Source organism: Pseudomonas sp. BNK-15 (assembly GCF_047456105.1).
GTDB lineage: Bacteria > Pseudomonadota > Gammaproteobacteria > Pseudomonadales > Pseudomonadaceae > Aquipseudomonas > Aquipseudomonas putida_E.
Map to the genome: position 1 here is coordinate 4,219,019 of NZ_CP179898.1, position 15,455 is coordinate 4,234,473.

Here is a 15,455-nt window from a genome sequence, read left to right on the forward strand (position 1 = left end):
GCTCCGGGTCTCAGGCCTGGCGGCCGGCAGCGCGGCGCACCGCGCGCAGGATTTCGACATGGGTGCCACAACGGCACAGGTTGCCTGACAGTTCGTTGCGGATCTGTTCGTCACTGGCGTCGGGGATGCGGTCGAGCAGGGCCTTGGCGGTCATGATCATGCCGTTCATGCAGTAGCCGCACTGGGCGGCCTGCTCATCGATGAACGCCTGTTGCACCGGGTGTGGCGCGGCCTTGCTACCCAGGCCTTCGAGGGTAGTGATGTCGCGGTTGGCGGCGCCGGACAGCGGGATCACGCAGGCGCGTGCGGCCACGCCGTCGATGATCACCGTGCACGCCCCGCACTCGCCCAGGCCGCAGCCGTACTTGGGGCCGTTCAGGCGCAGGTCGTTGCGCAGGACCAGGAGCAAGGGCGTGTCGGCCATGGCGCTGACTTCGACATCCTGGCCGTTGACCCGCAGGGGGAGGGTGATTTGCATGGTTGGCTCATCTCTGGAAGTTTGCATGCCGTTCAAAAGCGAGTACCTGCGCTACCAAACCACTCAAGTGGTGCGCTTGTTTAGGTAAGTACTCACTACATGAAATGTTCAGGCAAGAAGCAGGCCAGGGACGATTCCGTAGGGGTTGCTCGGGGTATTGGGCGCGCTCAGCCCGCCTGATCGTCCCCGTCGATCATCTTGCGCAGCAGAAACAGGATCGCCACCCGCTCTGCGGCGTTCAGGCAGCCCATGCTCAGTTCACTGATTTGCCGGGCGCAGGGGATCATCGCATCGAGCAAGGCTGCGCCACTGTCGGTGAGCCCGACAATGACCTTGCGCCGGTCATCCGGGTCTGGTGACAGCTCGATCAGCCCGCGTGCCTTGAGGCGTTCGACAATGCCGCGGATGGTCGCCTGATCGACGGCGGTGGCCTTGATCAGTTCGGCTTGGGAGCTGGGGCCGTGGTCGCGCAGGGCGCACAGGGTGACGAACTGGATCGAGGTCAACTGCGGGTCGCACGCCTGTTGCTGGAAAATCGCGGTGTGCCGTTGGTAGGCCTTGCGTAAAAGGTGGCCGACCTGTTCGGTCACGTCGTAGGGGGCAGTGTCGGGTGCAGCGGGAGCGGGGGTGTTTTTATTCGACATGGGTTGGCTTGGGCTGTGTGGGTTGGCTGGCCGGCCCCCCGGAACGGGGCGCCGGGCCAGTATAACCACTATCGCGCCTTGGACTCCTCAGGCGCGACCACATCACCGGCTAGCACCACGGCCTGGTCATCCAGGTAGATATCGCAGTTGCGCAGCGGAATATCCAGATGGCAGGGGGTTTTGCGCTTGCCCCCGACTTCGGTGTTGGGGCCGGTGGAGAACAGGAAGTTGCCATAGAACGCGCGGGCATCCATGCACATGCCGTCGTTGCGGTCGTGCAGCCCCATGGCGGTCCACTGGGCACGCGGCTGCAGCCCCCAGCCGATATGGGAGATGCCGTAGACCTCGGGGTCGTTGAAGTACTTCATGTAGTCGCGCAGGTACTCAGCCTCGAAGCCGCCATGGATGCCGGTAATGAAGCCTTTCTCGATCTCCAGGGTGATGCGCTCGCGGCAGTAGTTCTTGAACGGCAGGATGATGTCGCCCACATCCAGTACCAGCGTGCCTTCGGCGCTGTCCTCGTTCGGCCAGGTGAACAAAAAGCCGCTTGGCCAGTGGTCCCAGCGGCCGGGCTCGTCGGCATAGCCGTATTCGGTAACGGCCGGGTATTGGCCCAGTGGGGCGTGGAAATCACTGCCGGCCCTGGAACGCACCTGCATCGTGCGGGCTTGCTTGAGCTGGGTTTCGGCGGCCAGCACGCGGCGCTTGTCGTCTTCGCTGGGCAGCATGCGCGCCAGGACTTCCGGGGGTTCGACCGCCAGCAGTATGCGCGTTCCGGTCTTCAGGATCTGCTCCTGCTCGGGTGAGTGCAGCAGCATCATGGTGTCGACGACCAGGTCGGCGGCTTCCAGCGCCCGCTGGGCTGCCAGGTTGCCGGTCAGGGCGGTGTCGCCGCAGTAGGCGGTCATGTCGTTGCCCATGGCCGTGGGGTGGTTGAACGCGGGCAATTCCACGGCGTAGACCTTCGCCTTGAGCCGCTGCGCCGCTTCCATCGCGGCACTGACCGTACGCGGGTCGGAGTAGTGGCTCTTGAGCACGGCGACGCTCTGAGTTTCGTCCACCCGGGACAGTTTGAGTACGTGTTCGAACATTTGGGTCAGTTCTGCGTTGCTAACCGGCATCAGCTTTCTCCTGGCAGGCCTCGATGAAACCGAAATGCCGCACCGCAGTGGTGCGGGGCGCTTTATCTCGGTGCAAATTAATAGTGTGTACGCCCTATATCCGTTGATGAAAGCGTATCCGGCCTGTAAGCGCAAGTGGTGCGTTGAAACGTTACAAATCCACACATAGCCTAGATGATACGGTTACATCTAGCCGACTCGCCGATTTCGATCACCCGTTTGAATTTTTTTGAATATTCCCCTTCCCAATAAAAAAATACAGCGTATACACTCTAATTCGTCAGGCGGTTCGGCTGACTACATCACAGAACAAGAGGGGACATACCTATGCGGGGCAGGCAGAAAATCGCAATCGTCGGTGCAGGATTGGGCGGGGCAGCCGCCGCCACTTTGTTGCAGCAGGCCGGCTTTGAAGTCGACGTGTACGAGCAGGCACCGGAGTTCACCCGCCTTGGCGCGGGTATTCACATCGGCCCTAACGTGATGAAGATATTCCGCCGCATGGGGTTGGAGCAGAAGCTGGAGCTGATGGGGTCGCACCCGGATTTCTGGTTCAGCCGCGACGGCAACACCGGTGACTACCTGGCGCGCATCCCGCTGGGTGATTACGCCCGCCGTGAATACGGTGCCTCGTACATCACCATTCACCGTGGCGACCTGCACGCCCTGCAGATCGATGCGATCAAGCCGGGCACCGTGCACTTCGGCAAGCGCCTGGAGAAGATCCTGGACGACGGCGATCAGGTACGCCTGGACTTCGCCGACGGCACCCACACCGTGGCCGACATCGTCATCGGTGCCGACGGCATCCATTCGCGCATCCGTGAAGCGCTGCTGGGTGTCGAAGCGCCGATCTACAGCGGCTGGGTGGCTCACCGTGCACTGATCCGCGGCGAGCATCTGGCGCAACATGCCGACGTGTTCGAGGACTGCGTGAAATGGTGGACCGAAGACCGCCACATGATGGTCTATTACACCACCGGCAAGCGCGACGAGTACTACTTCGTCACCGGCGTCCCGCACGAAGCGTGGGACTTCCAGGGCCCGTTCGTGGACAGCAGCCAGGAAGAAATGCGTGCTGCGTTCCAGGGCTACCACCCCACGGTGCAAAAGCTGATCGACGCCACCGAATCGATCACCAAGTGGCCGTTGCGCAACCGCAACCCGTTGCCGCTGTGGAGCCGTGGCCGCCTGGTGCTGCTGGGGGATGCCTGCCACCCGATGAAGCCGCACATGGCGCAAGGTGCGTGCATGGCCATCGAGGATGCGGCGATGCTCACCCGTTGCCTGGAAGAGACCGGGCTGTCCGACCACCGCACCGCCTTCGCTTTGTACGAGGCTAACCGCAAGGAACGCGCTTCGCGGGTGCAGGCGGTCTCCAACGCCAACACCTTCCTCTACACCCAGGAAGACCCGGCATGGGTCTATGGCTACGACCTCTACGGCCAGGCGCTCAAGAGCGGGGAGGCAGCATGAGCACCTTCGTCGCCGGCGGCAACGTCAACGCCAATGGCATCCGTCAGCATTACCTGCGTTACGGCGGCAAGGGCCCTGCGCTGATCCTGGTGCCGGGCATCACCAGCCCGGCGATCACCTGGGGCTTCGTCGCCGAGCGCCTTGGGCAGCAGTTCGACACCTATGTGCTGGATGTACGCGGCCGCGGCCTGTCCGCGAGCGGGCCTGCACTGGACTATGGCACCGATGCCTGCGCTGCGGACATTCCGGCGTTCGCAGCGGCGCTGGGCCTGGCCAGCTACCACCTGGTCGGCCATTCGATGGGCGCGCGTTTCGCCATCCGCGCCGCCGCGCAAGGGGCGCCCGGGCTGCAGCGCCTGGTGCTGGTCGACCCGCCGGTATCCGGGCCGGGTCGGCGCGAATACCCGAGCAAGCTGCCGTGGTACGTCGACTCTATCCGGCAGGCCTGCAGTGGCATGAGCGGTGACGACATGCGCGCCTTCTGTGCAACCTGGACCGACGAGCAGCTGGCGCTGCGCGCCGAGTGGCTGCACACCTGCCACGAGCCTGCGATCGTGCGTGCCTTCAACGATTTCCACCAGGTGGACATCCACCAGGACTTGCCCCACGTGCGCCAACCGGCATTGCTGATGGTGGCGGGGCGAGGCGGGGTGATCCAGCCCCAGGACATCGCCGAGATCCGTGAGCTCAAGCCGGACATCCAGGTCGCTCACGTCGACAACGCCGGCCACATGATTCCCTGGGATGACCTCGAAGGCTTCTTTGCCGCCTTCGGTGATTTCCTGGGCCACCCCCTTGTCTGAAGGAGCACGCGACATGACCAAGCCCTACCGTATCGGCCAGATCGTGCCGAGTTCGAACACCACCATGGAAACCGAGATCCCGGCGATGCTCCTGGCCCGCCAGGCGATCCGCCCGGAGCGCTTCACCTTCCACTCCAGCCGCATGCGCATGAAGCAGGTGAAGAAGGAAGAACTGGCGGCGATGGACGGCGAGTCCGACCGCTGCGCAGTGGAACTGTCAGACGCCAAGGTGGACGTGCTCGGCTATGCCTGCCTGGTGGCGATCATGGCCATGGGGCTGGGGTACCACCGCCAGTCAGAGAAGCGGTTGCAAAAAGCCACTGCCGACAACGACGCACTGGCGCCGGTCATCACCAGTGCCGGTGCGCTGGTGGAAGCCCTGCACGTGATGAAGGCCAAGCGCATCGCCATCGTCGCGCCCTACATGAAGCCGTTGACCGAACTGGTGGTCAACTACATCCGTGAGGAAGGCTTCGAGGTGCAGGACTGGCGCGCGCTGGAAATCCCCGACAACCTCGCCGTGGCCCGTCACGACCCGGCCAACCTGCCGGGCATCGTCGCCGGCATGAACCTTGAGGGCGTCGATGTGGTGGTGCTTTCAGCCTGCGTGCAGATGCAGTCGCTGCCGGCAGTCGCCAAGGTCGAGGCGCAAACCGGCAAACCGGTGGTCACCGCTGCCATCGCCACCACCTACGCCATGCTCAAGGCGCTGGACCTGGAACCGGTGGTTCCGGGCGCTGGCGCCTTGCTGTCGGGCGCCTACTGAATCGGGAGACGAACATGAGCGACGCACAAAGCGCCAGCGACAACTACCAGGGCGTATGGGGTCAGCGTATCGGCTTCGGGCGCAAGGCAGCCCTGCTGATGATCGACTTCATGCAGGGCTACACCACCCCCGGTGCGCCGCTCTACGCCCCCGGCGTGGTGACGGCGGTCGAGCAGGCTGCCGTGCTGCTGGCATTGGCCCGGGACTGCGGTACGCTGGTGGTCCATACCAATATCCGCTACCAGGCCCCGCATTTTGCCGACGGCGGCGTGTGGGTACGCAAGGCGCCGGTAATGAAGGACATGGTCGAAGGCAACCCGCTGGCGGCGTTCTGCGAGGCCGTCGTGCCACGGGCTGATGAGCCGGTGCTCACCAAGCAGTACGCCAGCGCGTTCTTCGGCACCAGCCTGGCACCGCTGCTGCATGCACAAGGGATCGACACCGTGGTGCTGGCCGGCTGCTCCACCAGTGGCTGCATCCGCGCCAGTGCGGTGGATGCGCTGCAGCACGGCTTGCGAACCATCGTGGTGCGTGAGTGCGTCGGTGATCGCCACCCCGCGCCGCACGAAGCAAACCTGTTCGACATCGACAGCAAGTACGGCGATGTCGTCAGCCTGCAGGAAGCCATGGCGCAACTCCAGCGCCTGGCCAGCTGAAACCGCACACCTTGCACCCATAACAATCAAGTAACGGCGCGGGAAGCCCGTTGCATGACCGTCCGCTGTGCGGGCGGCCACCCCGCAGGAGCACCCGGGGTCTTGTGACGCCATCCTCAAACGCCGCGTATAGTGCGCGGCGCGCCCGGAGCGTCGAAAACTGCTGGCCTGAAAACAAAACCACAAAGTCACCCGCCAGGAGACAGGAAATGCCAATTGCGAATGCAACAGCGGTCCACAGCGACATCGACCAATCGACTCAAGCGCTTTACCGCAGGATCACCTGGAGGCTCATACCGTTCCTGTGCTTCTGCTACCTTGCGGCCTACCTGGACCGCATCAACGTCGGCTTCGCCAAGCTGCAGATGCTCGAAGACCTGCAGTTCAGCACCGCAGCCTATGGCTTGGGGGCGGGCCTGTTCTTCGTCGGCTACATCATCTTCGAGGTGCCAAGCAACCTGGTCCTGCAGCGCGTCGGCGCCAAGCTGTGGATCGCCCGCATCATGATCACCTGGGGCCTGCTCTCGGCCTGCACCATGTTCGTCACCACCACCACGCAGTTCTACGTCCTGCGCTTTCTGCTCGGGGCGGCCGAAGCGGGCTTCCTGCCGGGGGTGCTGTTTTACCTGACCATGTGGTACCCGACCTATCGGCGCGGGCGCATCATCGCGCTGTTCATGATCGGGCTGCCGCTGTCGAGTGTGATCGGCGGGCCGATCTCGGGCTGGATCATGGGCCACTTCGACCAGGTGCATGGCCTGCAGGGCTGGCAATGGCTGTTCCTGCTGGAGGCGATCCCCAGTGTGCTGCTCGGTATCCTGACGTTCTGGGCATTGCCGAACAACTTCCAGCAGGCCAAGTGGCTGTCCGCAGACGACAAGGCACAACTGGCCGCCGACCTTGCCGCCGACGATGCCGAAGGCAAGGGCAGCAAGCACAGCTTCCGCGACGGTTTCTTCAACCTGAAAGTGTGGATGCTCGGTGGCATCGATTTCTCGATCCTGCTGAGCGCCTACGCCATGGGCTTCTGGATGCCCACCTTCATCCGCGACGCCGGTGTCAGCGATACCTTCCATATCGGCCTGCTCACGGCGATCCCGAGCCTGGCGGCATTGCTTGGCATGTTGATGATCGGGGCCAGTTCCGACCGTCATCGCGAACGCCGCTGGCACATCATCGTGCCCTTCATCATCGGTGCAATTGCCATGGCCAGCAGCACCCTGTTCAGCCAGAACCTGGTGATGACCGTGCTGCTGTTCGCCATCGCCTCGGCAGCCATCATCGGCGCGGTGCCGGTGTTCTTCAGCCTGCCGGCGACCTTCCTCAAAGGCACCGCTGCGGCGACCGGTTTCGCCTTGGCGTGTTCGCTGGCCAACATCGCGGGGCTGGTGAGCAACTCGCTGATGGGGATGGTCACCGACCTGACCGGCACCTCCCATGCGGCGCTGTGGGTGTTCGCCCTCTGCTTGCTGCTCAGCTGCTTCCTGGTCATCGCCTTGCCGGCCAAGCTGGTCAACCGATAACGGCCTGACCCTTCGCGTCACGGCAGTGCAAGCGGGCCAGCCAGGCCGCTTGAAGACCCTTCCAAAAACACTCCGCGCGGGTGGCCTCAAGGCCACTGCGGCGGGGAGCTGTTGCCCGAATCCAGGAGTCGTTTCAAATGCCCGTTAACATGCCACAGCGTCATTCCCCGACCGCGCGCCTGGCTGGCGGCTGTATCGCCGCAGCCCTCTGTGCTGAAGCGACGGCCGAAGAGGCCGGTTTCATCGAGGGCGCCAGTGCTACGCTGCAAGCGCGCAATTATTTCTTCAGCCGCGATTATGCCGATATCAAAGGCGCGAGCACCCAGTCGCGCACCCAGGAGTGGGCCCAGGGCTTCATCCTCAATGCCTCCTCTGGCTACACCCAAGGCCCCATCGGCGTTGGCATGGACGTCACCGGGCTACTGGGCTTCAAGCTCGACAGCAGCCCCGCGCATGCCAGGTCAGGGCTGTTGCCCAGCCTTGACAGCGGCCAGTCGGCAGACGATTACAGCCGCCTTGGCGCGGCGGTGAAATTCAAGGTGTCGCGCACCGAACTGAAGGTGGGCGAATTGATGCCCAACCTACCGGTGTTGCTGTTCAGCGACCTGCGCCTGCTGCCGCCGACCTACCAGGGCGCCATGCTCGAGTCCCGCGAGTTTGCCGGGTTGACCTTGAGCGCCGGGCAGTTTCGCTCCACCAGCCTGCGCGACTCCTCCAACAGCCAGAAGATGTATGCCCTGGTCAATGACCCGATCAACCCTTCACGGTTGGCGCGATTCACCAGTGATCGTTTCAACTATGTCGGCGCGGACTATGCGTTCAACGACAACCGTACCCAGGTCGGCGTGTGGCAAGCGCAACTGGAAGACATCTACCAGCAGCGTTTCTACAGCCTCAAACACGCCGAACCTTTGGGTGACTGGACCCTGGGGGTGAATGCCGGCTACTTCGATGCCCAGGAGGATGGCCGGCAGATCGCAGGCCGTTACGACAACCATGCGCTGTTCAGCCTGTTCTCGGCCAAAACGGGTGGCCATACCTTCTATGTGGGGTACCAGCAGATCGGCGGGGACGACGGGTTCATCCAGGTTGGCGCCAACACCAACCCGATGGGCAATACCCTGCCCACCTATGAGTTCGCAGCGCCCGGTGAGCGCTCGTGGCAGGTTCGTCACGATTACAACTTCGTTGCGCTGGGGATACCCGGGCTGACCTCGACGCTGCGCTATGTGAAGGGGCGTGACGTGGAGACCGGCCTGGGCTTCGAGGGGCGTGACCGGGAGCGCGATCTGGACCTTGCCTATGTGGTGCAGAGCGGCCCCCTGGCCGGGCTGGGGGTGCGGGTTCGCAACGTGATGGCCCGCTCGAACTACCGCACGGACATTGACGAGAACCGGTTGATCCTCAGTTATACGGTAAAGCTGTTCTGACCCCGGGCTGGCTTACTCCTGCGCCTGGGCCCCGGCGATATGCCGACCGGCCACATAACCGAACGTCAGCGCCGGGCCCAGGTTGATACCCCCTGACGGGTACCAGCCGCCGAACACGCTGGCCATGTCGGTGCCCGCTGCATACAGGCCGCCGATGGGCTGGCCGTGTTCATCCAGCACACGTGCGTGGCCGTCGGTGCGCAGGCCGGCGAAGGTGCCGAAGCAGCCGGGCTGCACCTTGACCGCGTAGAACGGGCCTTGCTCGATCGGCGCGACGCAGGGGTTGGGCCCCTTGTGTTGGGGGTCGCCCTGTTTGCGGTTGAACGGGGTGCTGCCGCGCCCGAACTCAGGGTCCTGGCCTTGGCGCGCGTGGCGGTTGTACTCGGCCACCGTGGCACTCAGCCCCGCAGGGTCGATGCCGCAGGCGCGGGCCAGCAGTTCCAGGCTGGCACCGCGCTTGAGGTAACCGCTGCGCAGGTGTGGCCACACCGGCAGCGGGGCGGGGCGGGCGTGGCCAAGGCCATACCGGCGCAGGAAGCGGTGGTCACAGATCAGCCAGGAGCAAGCTTGCTCGTCTTGCGGTACGGCGTCGAGCATGGCGGCGACATAGTCGTAGTAGCCGTGCGCCTCGTTGACGAAGCGCTTGCCGTTGGCCAGCACACCGATGATGCCCGGCTTGCCGCGTTCGATGATGTGCGGGAAGTGGCCGACGCTGCCATCACGGTGCGCTACCTTGGACACCGGGGCCCAGGCGACCGCCGACTTCAGGTCGGTGGCTACCACGCCGCCGGCTGATTCGCCCAGGCGCAGGCCGTCGCCGGAGCACGACGGCGGCGGCAGTGCGAGGTTGTCGTGGCCACTGGCATCGCGCGGGAACAATTGCCGGCGCCGCACGGGGTCGTGAGCAAAGCCACCAGCGGCCAGCACCACGGCTTTGGCGCGAAGCGTAATGTCGCCCTGCGCTGTACCGATCACCGCGCCACGCACCTGGCCGTCCTCCATCAGCAGGCGTTTGGCTGGCGCAGACTCAAGCAGGCGCACGCCCAGGTCTTCGGCCGACTTGGCCAGGCGCGCCACCAGTGCCACACCGTTGACCAGGTGCATGGCCCGGCCATGGCGGGCAAGGTGGTACAGGTGGCGACTGAAGCGCTTGCACACATGCCAGAAGGCGCGGGGCGAGCGGGTCATGTTGAGAAAGGCCGCAAGGTCGGCGCCAGCCATGATCGGCATGCCCATGAACGAGGTTTCGCGCAGTGTCCTGCGCAAGCGTGGCAACAGCGCACCGAGTTCGCGGGCGTCATAAGGGGCGGCGATGACCTGGTGCCCACCGGTGGCGGCGCCAGGAGTGTCGCCGTGCATGTCGGGGATGGCGTTGCCCTCAGCGAACTGCAGGGCCGTGTGTTTCTCGAAAAAGGCGACCATGTGCGGGCAGGCTTCGAGAAAGGCGTCGATGCGCTGCGCATCGTAATGCGCGCCCAGTTCGTTGCGCAGGTAAGTGCGTGGCTGCTCGATGTCTTCTTCGATACCGGCGCGGCGCGCCAGCGGGTTGCGCGGCACCCAGGCCCAGCCGCCGGACCAGGCCGTGGCGCCGCCGAACACCGGGTCTTTTTCCACAAGGGTAACCCGCTGCCCATGCCAGGCAGCCGTGACCGCAGCAGCCAGCCCGGCGGCGCCGGAGCCAATGACCAGTACATCGCATTTGGCTTGCAAGGTGTCGGTGGGCATTGCGGGTCTCCGGTATTATTATTGGAACAAGGTTCCATATTCTTCTTGGTTGACCCGCCGGGATGCAAGTGACGCCAGTAAGTAGTGGTCGATAAACGGACACTTCAGAGCGGGTCAGCTGCGGTGGCCCATGAGGATATGGAATCATCTTCCAGAATTTGCCTTCTTTATCAGGAAACCCTGTCATGGCCGGTAGTCAGATCGAACGCGCCTTCAGTCTTGTAGAAAGCCTTGCCGCCGAGCCCCAGGGCCTGGGCCTGCAAACCCTGGCTGACCAGCTTCAGATCCCCAAGAGCGCAGCCCATCGCATGCTCGCTGAACTCGCGCGCCTGGGCTACGTACGCCAGAACCGTGACAACAGCCGCTACCAGTTGTCTGCCAAGCTGGTGGCGCTGGGCTTTCGCTACCTGTCCAGCAGCGGCGCCGACATCATTCAGCCGATACTCGACCGCCTGGCCCAGGAAAGCGGCGAGCTGGTGCGCCTGGGCGTGATCGACGGCGCCCGCCAGACCTGGATCGCCAAATCCCAGGGCGCCCGGTCCGGGTTGCGTTACGACCCGGACATGGGTCGCGATGCGCCCCTGTTCTACACCGCCTCCGGGCATGCCTGGCTGGCCAGCCTGAGCGATGACGAGGCGCTGCAGATGGTCCTGCGCCAGGGCATTGCCGACCCCGAGCAATTCGGCCCCAACGCGCCGCGCTCCACTGAACAGTTGCTGAGCTACCTGGCGGGCGCCCGTGAGCGGGGTTATGCCTGGGTCGAGCAAACTTCGGCAGTCGGTACCTCGGCCCTGGCTGCGGTGGTGCGTCGGCCGCAGGGTAACGAGGTCATTGGCGTGCTGAGCATTGCCGGGCCCAGTGCGCGCCTTTCGCAAGCACGCCTGCCGGAGCTGGCGCCGTTGTTGTTGGCGGCGGTGGAGGAGTTGTCGGCAGCCAGTCAGGCGAGTGAGTTGTTTGCCTGACATGCACGGCAGCACGGGCCTGCCTCTGAACTTTCCGGTCGATTACCGCACACTCTATGCCCAGCGTCCTTTTGCAAAGCGGACCGCAGTTCTAAATTAGCGATAGCTGATTTTGGAACTGGGTTCCGAAGTTACCAGAACAACAACGAAAAGAGGACCGCCCGTTGAACGCGCCCCTTCGCATTGCCCTGATTGGCGCCGGCATCATGGGCCGCCAGCATTACCAGCATCTGAGCCAGGTGCCGCAAGCGCAGTTGTGCGCGGTGGCCGACCCCGGCCCCCAGGCTGAAGCCTTCGCCGCCGAGTGCGGGGTGGCGTATTTCGCCGATCACCGGCAGATGCTGGAGGTTGTGCGCCCCGAGGCCGTGATCGTGGCCAATCCGAACAACCTGCACGTGGCCACCGCCCTCGATTGTGTCGAAGCCGGCGTGCCGGTATTGGTAGAAAAACCGGTGGGAGTGCACCTGGATGAAGTGCGGGCGCTGGTGGAGGCGTCGCGCCGCTGTCGCGTGCCGGTGCTGGTCGGCCACCACCGGCGGCACAACCCGCTGATTGCCAGCGCGCGGGGCGTGATCGCCGAAGGGGCCTTGGGCCGGTTGGTCAACGTCACCGCGCTGTGGCAGTTGCAAAAGCCCGACAGCTATTTCGACACCCCATGGCGCCGCGAGCCCGGCGCCGGTTTCCTGCTGACCAACCTGATCCACGACCTCGACCTGCTGCGCTACCTGTGCGGCGAGGTGGTACAGGTGCAGGCGTTCACCCGTAACCAGGTGCGCGGCTTTGCCAACGAGGACAGCGCGGCAGTGCTGCTGGAGTTCGCCAACGGTGCGCTGGGCAGCCTGACCGGCTCCGATGCGGTGGCAGCGCCGTGGAGCTGGGAGCTGAGCTCGGGAGAAAGCCCTGTCTATCCACGCCAGGCAGACCAACCCTGCTACCTGCTGGCCGGCACCCGGGGAGCGCTGAGCATCCCGCAGCTCAAGCACTGGCAGTACGCCGAGGCAAACTCGGGTTGGCATACACCGTTGCTGCAGAGCGAGGCGGGCATCCCGGCGGGGGCGGCATTGACCCTGCAGTTGCAGCACTTTGTCCGTGTTGCCCGTGGGCAGGAAGCGCCACTGACCGATGCCGCTGACGGTGGCCGCACCTTGGCGTTGATCGAGGCGATCCGCCAGGCGGCCGCCACCGGCCGGGCTTGCGCGCCAGAGACAATCGTGTGAGCCGCGTGAGCGTTCTTTCGCCCCGTACCCATTTGCCCGCAGGTAACCCGCATGACTGATCGAATCTTTTCCCTGGCCGCGCTCACCGTACTGGAGCTGTCACCCCCGGCAATGGTCGAAGCCGCCGCCCGTGCCGGTTACAGCCACGTTGGCCTGCGCTTGCTGCCAGCGACCAGCGAAGAGCAGCACTTCCCGCTGGTTACCGATGCCGAGCTGCGCCGCCAGACCCAGGCGCGCCTGCGCGACACTGGCATCAAAGTCCTGGACCTGGAAATCCTGCGTCTCAAACCCGACACCTGCGTGGCCGATTTCGAGCCGATGCTGGCGGTCGGTGCCGAGCTTGGCGGCAGCGAACTGCTGGTTGCCGGCAACGACCCGAGCGAGGCGCGCCTCACCGAGCGCTTCGCTCAATTGTGCGACCTGGCTGCCGGCTACGGTATTCACCCGCATCTGGAGTTCATGCCCTGGACCGACGTTCGCGACCTGCAACAGGCCATGCGCATCGTTGCCAACGCAGACCGCCCGAACGCTTGCGTACTGGTGGATGCCTTTCATTTCAACCGCTCCGGGTCGTCGCTCGACGACCTGGCGCGCCTGGCCCCGCAGCGCATGCGCTACGCCCAGTTGTGTGACGTGGCTGGGCCGGTGCCGGCAGACATGGATGAAATCTTGCGCCAGGCCCGTAACGAGCGGCGTTTTCCGGGGGAGGGTGATGCCGACCTGACGGGCCTGTTGCGCGGGTTGCCAGCGAGTGTTCCGTTAAGCCTGGAGATCCCCACGCGGCAACTGCTGGAGCAGGGCGTCAGTGGCGAACAGCGTGCGCGGATGGCGCTGGAGAAGGCCCGGGCGGTATTGGCGTTGATTTGAGCCAAGGGGCCGCTTTGCGGCCCATCGCCGGCAAGCCGACTCCCACAGGTAAAGCGCAGACCTCAAGAACTGCGCGGTTCCGGCAGGAGCTGATCAGGCCTGTCCGGGCTGCGGTGATCCGCACAGCGCCAGGCCCGCGAGGTACCCAAAGGTCATCCCGGGCCCCAGTGTGATACCGCCACTGGGGTAGTGCCCGCCCATAATGCTGTGCATGTCATTGCCCACGGCAAACAGCCCCGGTATGGCTTGCCCTGCACCATCGAGCACCCTCGCCGAAGCATCGGTGCCCAGCCCGGCAAAGGTGCCGAGGCTGCCCGGCAGCAACTTCACTGCATAAAAAGGGCCGCGCAGCAGGGGCCGCAGCGAAGGGTTCGGCGCCTGTTCAGGCTCACCCTGCGCCCGGTTGTACGCCGAGGCGCCGCGGCCAAAGTCAGGGTCCACGCCCTGCGCCGCATGCTGATTGAAACGCGCCACAGTGCCCTGCAATTGCTGGCCATCTATGCCACAACGCGCGGCCAGTTGCGCCAGGTCGTTGCCGCGCAACAGGTAGCCACGCCGTTCATAGAAGCGGGCAGGGAAGGGAAACGGTTTGGCCCAGCCGATGCCATAGCGACGCTGCGCGGCGTGGTCGCAGATCAACCAGGCCTCATAAGGCTCGCCCTCTGGCGTAGCGGCGAACAGCGCATTCATGAAGTCGTGGTAGCAGTCCGCCTCGTTGACAAAGCGTCGGCCGTCACTGCGCACTGCAATGAAACCAGGCTTGGCGCGGTCGATCAGGTGCGGGAAATGCCCAGCGCGGCCATCGCCGCGCGGCACCTGCGATACCGGCGCCCAGGCACCGGCATGGGCCAAGGTGGTAGCGACCTGGGCGCCAGCCTGCTCTCCCAGGCGCAGGCCATCGCCGCTGTTTTCCGGCGGCGCGGCAGAGTAATGGCCAACCCCATCGGGCGCGTGCGTCATCAGTTGCGCGATGCGCTGGCGGTCATGGGCAAAGCCGCCACAGGCCAGCACCACGCCACGCCGCGCCTGGATCAGCTGGCCATCGGCACACTGCGCGCCGGTGATGCGTGCGTCCCCCAGCAAGGCAATGGCCGCTTTGTCGGTCAGCAGCGTGACGCCCAGGTCCAGGGCACTGCGCAGCAGGCGGGCCATCAGCGCGTTGCCGTTGACCAGTTGCAAACCGCGCCGGTGCAGCAACAGGTCGCGCCCGTGACGCAGCAGGCGTTTGGCCACATGCCACGCCGCCCTGGGCGATTGGCGAGCATTGAAGAAAGCTGCCATGTCCGTGCCACCGGCGATGCCCATGCCGGCCAGGCTGACGATGTCCAGCGGTGGCCGCAGCCTGTGTATCCAGGGCCCGAGCAGGCGGCCGTCATAGGGCAGTGCACACAGTGCTCGCCCGCCGTGGGCGCTGCCGTCGCCTTCACGCATGTCGGGGAGCTTCGTACCGCACTGGAACTTCACGCGGGTGTGCTGCTGGAAGAACGCCACCATTGCGGGGCCATGGCGCAGGAACGCCAGTTGGCGTGCGTCCAGTTCAGCGACGCGGGTCTGGGCACGCAGGTAGCGCTCTGGTGCATCGTCGGTTTCGACCAGGCCTTCGGCCACGGCCAGCGGGTTGCGCGGTATCCATAGCCATCCGCCCGACCAGGCGCTGGTCCCGCCAAGCCGGGGGGCTTTTTCCGCCACGATCACCTTCAGGCCGTGGTGCGCGGCGGTAACCGCCGCAGCCAGGCCGCTGGCACCGGAGCCGATGACAAGTACGTCACACTCAAGGGGTTGCATGG

14 protein-coding genes are annotated in these 15,455 nt (G+C 64.9%); 9 read left to right on the forward strand and 5 right to left on the reverse strand.

Features of this window, described 5'->3' with window-relative positions; translation table 11 throughout:
• Nucleotides 1-10: 10 nt before the first annotated feature.
• The 3 genes from ACMGF5_RS19270 to ACMGF5_RS19280 all read right to left on the reverse strand — a co-directional run bounded on the left by ACMGF5_RS19270 (nucleotide 11) and on the right by ACMGF5_RS19280 (nucleotide 2,243).
• Nucleotides 11-478 (reverse strand): (2Fe-2S)-binding protein, encoded by a 468-nt coding sequence (locus tag ACMGF5_RS19270; protein ID WP_046785575.1) that lies wholly within the window; start codon nucleotides 476-478, stop codon nucleotides 11-13.
• Nucleotides 479-645: 167 nt separating this feature from the next.
• Entirely contained in the window at nucleotides 646-1,122 is a 477-nt protein-coding gene (locus ACMGF5_RS19275) for a MarR family winged helix-turn-helix transcriptional regulator (RefSeq protein WP_012314026.1), read from the reverse strand.
• Between the two features lie 68 nt (nucleotides 1,123-1,190).
• On the reverse strand, nucleotides 1,191-2,243 hold the full coding sequence (locus tag ACMGF5_RS19280) for a 2,5-dihydroxypyridine 5,6-dioxygenase (RefSeq protein WP_046785574.1): 1,053 nt from the start codon (nucleotides 2,241-2,243) through the stop codon (nucleotides 1,191-1,193).
• 327 nt (nucleotides 2,244-2,570) lie between these two features.
• On the opposite strand from ACMGF5_RS19280, the gene ACMGF5_RS19285 reads away from it, so the two are divergent.
• From ACMGF5_RS19285 to ACMGF5_RS19310, 6 genes are all read left to right on the forward strand, one after another.
• On the forward strand, nucleotides 2,571-3,719 hold the full coding sequence (locus ACMGF5_RS19285; protein WP_012314029.1) for an FAD-dependent monooxygenase: 1,149 nt from the start codon (nucleotides 2,571-2,573) through the stop codon (nucleotides 3,717-3,719).
• Nucleotides 3,716-4,522: an N-formylmaleamate deformylase gene (gene nicD / locus ACMGF5_RS19290; RefSeq protein WP_046785573.1), complete on the forward strand. Its 807-nt coding sequence runs from the start codon at nucleotides 3,716-3,718 to the stop codon at nucleotides 4,520-4,522. The genes ACMGF5_RS19285 and nicD overlap by 4 nt, the downstream gene beginning before the upstream one ends.
• 13 nt (nucleotides 4,523-4,535) lie before the next feature.
• Nucleotides 4,536-5,288: an Asp/Glu racemase gene (locus ACMGF5_RS19295; RefSeq protein WP_115275151.1), complete on the forward strand. Its 753-nt coding sequence runs from the start codon at nucleotides 4,536-4,538 to the stop codon at nucleotides 5,286-5,288.
• A gap of 14 nt (nucleotides 5,289-5,302) precedes the next feature.
• Nucleotides 5,303-5,944 carry an N-carbamoylsarcosine amidohydrolase gene (locus ACMGF5_RS19300; protein ID WP_046785571.1) on the forward strand — a complete coding sequence of 214 codons (642 nt, stop codon included), beginning with the start codon at nucleotides 5,303-5,305 and terminating at the stop codon, nucleotides 5,942-5,944.
• Between the two features lie 209 nt (nucleotides 5,945-6,153).
• Nucleotides 6,154-7,467, forward strand: coding sequence for an MFS transporter (locus tag ACMGF5_RS19305; RefSeq protein ID WP_012314033.1), 1,314 nt, complete (start codon nucleotides 6,154-6,156; stop codon nucleotides 7,465-7,467).
• 137 nt (nucleotides 7,468-7,604) lie between these two features.
• On the forward strand, nucleotides 7,605-8,897 hold the full coding sequence (locus tag ACMGF5_RS19310; RefSeq protein ID WP_414157092.1) for an OprD family porin: 1,293 nt from the start codon (nucleotides 7,605-7,607) through the stop codon (nucleotides 8,895-8,897).
• A gap of 12 nt (nucleotides 8,898-8,909) precedes the next feature.
• Here ACMGF5_RS19310 and ACMGF5_RS19315 read toward each other — a convergent pair whose 3' ends face one another.
• Nucleotides 8,910-10,622 carry an FAD-dependent oxidoreductase gene (locus ACMGF5_RS19315; RefSeq protein WP_414157093.1) on the reverse strand — a complete coding sequence of 571 codons (1,713 nt, stop codon included), beginning with the start codon at nucleotides 10,620-10,622 and terminating at the stop codon, nucleotides 8,910-8,912.
• A gap of 185 nt (nucleotides 10,623-10,807) precedes the next feature.
• On the opposite strand from ACMGF5_RS19315, the gene ACMGF5_RS19320 reads away from it, so the two are divergent.
• From ACMGF5_RS19320 to ACMGF5_RS19330, 3 genes are all read left to right on the forward strand, one after another.
• Nucleotides 10,808-11,584 carry an IclR family transcriptional regulator gene (locus tag ACMGF5_RS19320; RefSeq protein ID WP_012314036.1) on the forward strand — a complete coding sequence of 259 codons (777 nt, stop codon included), beginning with the start codon at nucleotides 10,808-10,810 and terminating at the stop codon, nucleotides 11,582-11,584.
• Nucleotides 11,585-11,748: 164 nt separating this feature from the next.
• A complete protein-coding gene (locus ACMGF5_RS19325) occupies nucleotides 11,749-12,801 on the forward strand; it encodes a Gfo/Idh/MocA family protein (RefSeq protein WP_251962358.1) in 1,053 nt (350 codons plus the stop codon).
• 51 nt (nucleotides 12,802-12,852) lie between these two features.
• Nucleotides 12,853-13,668 (forward strand): sugar phosphate isomerase/epimerase family protein, encoded by an 816-nt coding sequence (locus ACMGF5_RS19330; RefSeq protein ID WP_115275145.1) that lies wholly within the window; start codon nucleotides 12,853-12,855, stop codon nucleotides 13,666-13,668.
• A gap of 93 nt (nucleotides 13,669-13,761) precedes the next feature.
• Here ACMGF5_RS19330 and ACMGF5_RS19335 read toward each other — a convergent pair whose 3' ends face one another.
• The gene (locus ACMGF5_RS19335; RefSeq protein ID WP_414157094.1) at nucleotides 13,762-15,453 is read right to left on the reverse strand and encodes an FAD-dependent oxidoreductase; all 1,692 of its coding nucleotides are present in this window, start codon (nucleotides 15,451-15,453) and stop codon (nucleotides 13,762-13,764) included.
• Nucleotides 15,454-15,455: the final 2 nt, after the last annotated feature.

Excerpts from the sequence above, each read along its gene's own strand:
- ACMGF5_RS19270 (WP_046785575.1), bottom strand. The coding sequence starts at position 478 with ATGCAAATCACCCTCCCCCTGCGGGTCAACGGCCAGGATGTCGAAGTC.
- ACMGF5_RS19275 (WP_012314026.1), bottom strand. The coding sequence starts at position 1,122 with ATGTCGAATAAAAACACCCCCGCTCCCGCTGCACCCGACACTGCCCCC.
- ACMGF5_RS19280 (WP_046785574.1), bottom strand. The coding sequence starts at position 2,243 with ATGCCGGTTAGCAACGCAGAACTGACCCAAATGTTCGAACACGTACTC.
- ACMGF5_RS19285 (WP_012314029.1), top strand. The coding sequence starts at position 2,571 with ATGCGGGGCAGGCAGAAAATCGCAATCGTCGGTGCAGGATTGGGCGGG.
- nicD (WP_046785573.1), top strand. The coding sequence starts at position 3,716 with ATGAGCACCTTCGTCGCCGGCGGCAACGTCAACGCCAATGGCATCCGT.
- ACMGF5_RS19295 (WP_115275151.1), top strand. The coding sequence starts at position 4,536 with ATGACCAAGCCCTACCGTATCGGCCAGATCGTGCCGAGTTCGAACACC.
- ACMGF5_RS19300 (WP_046785571.1), top strand. The coding sequence starts at position 5,303 with ATGAGCGACGCACAAAGCGCCAGCGACAACTACCAGGGCGTATGGGGT.
- ACMGF5_RS19305 (WP_012314033.1), top strand. The coding sequence starts at position 6,154 with ATGCCAATTGCGAATGCAACAGCGGTCCACAGCGACATCGACCAATCG.
- ACMGF5_RS19310 (WP_414157092.1), top strand. The coding sequence starts at position 7,605 with ATGCCCGTTAACATGCCACAGCGTCATTCCCCGACCGCGCGCCTGGCT.
- ACMGF5_RS19315 (WP_414157093.1), bottom strand. The coding sequence starts at position 10,622 with ATGCCCACCGACACCTTGCAAGCCAAATGCGATGTACTGGTCATTGGC.
- ACMGF5_RS19320 (WP_012314036.1), top strand. The coding sequence starts at position 10,808 with ATGGCCGGTAGTCAGATCGAACGCGCCTTCAGTCTTGTAGAAAGCCTT.
- ACMGF5_RS19330 (WP_115275145.1), top strand. The coding sequence starts at position 12,853 with ATGACTGATCGAATCTTTTCCCTGGCCGCGCTCACCGTACTGGAGCTG.
- ACMGF5_RS19335 (WP_414157094.1), bottom strand. The coding sequence starts at position 15,453 with ATGCAACCCCTTGAGTGTGACGTACTTGTCATCGGCTCCGGTGCCAGC.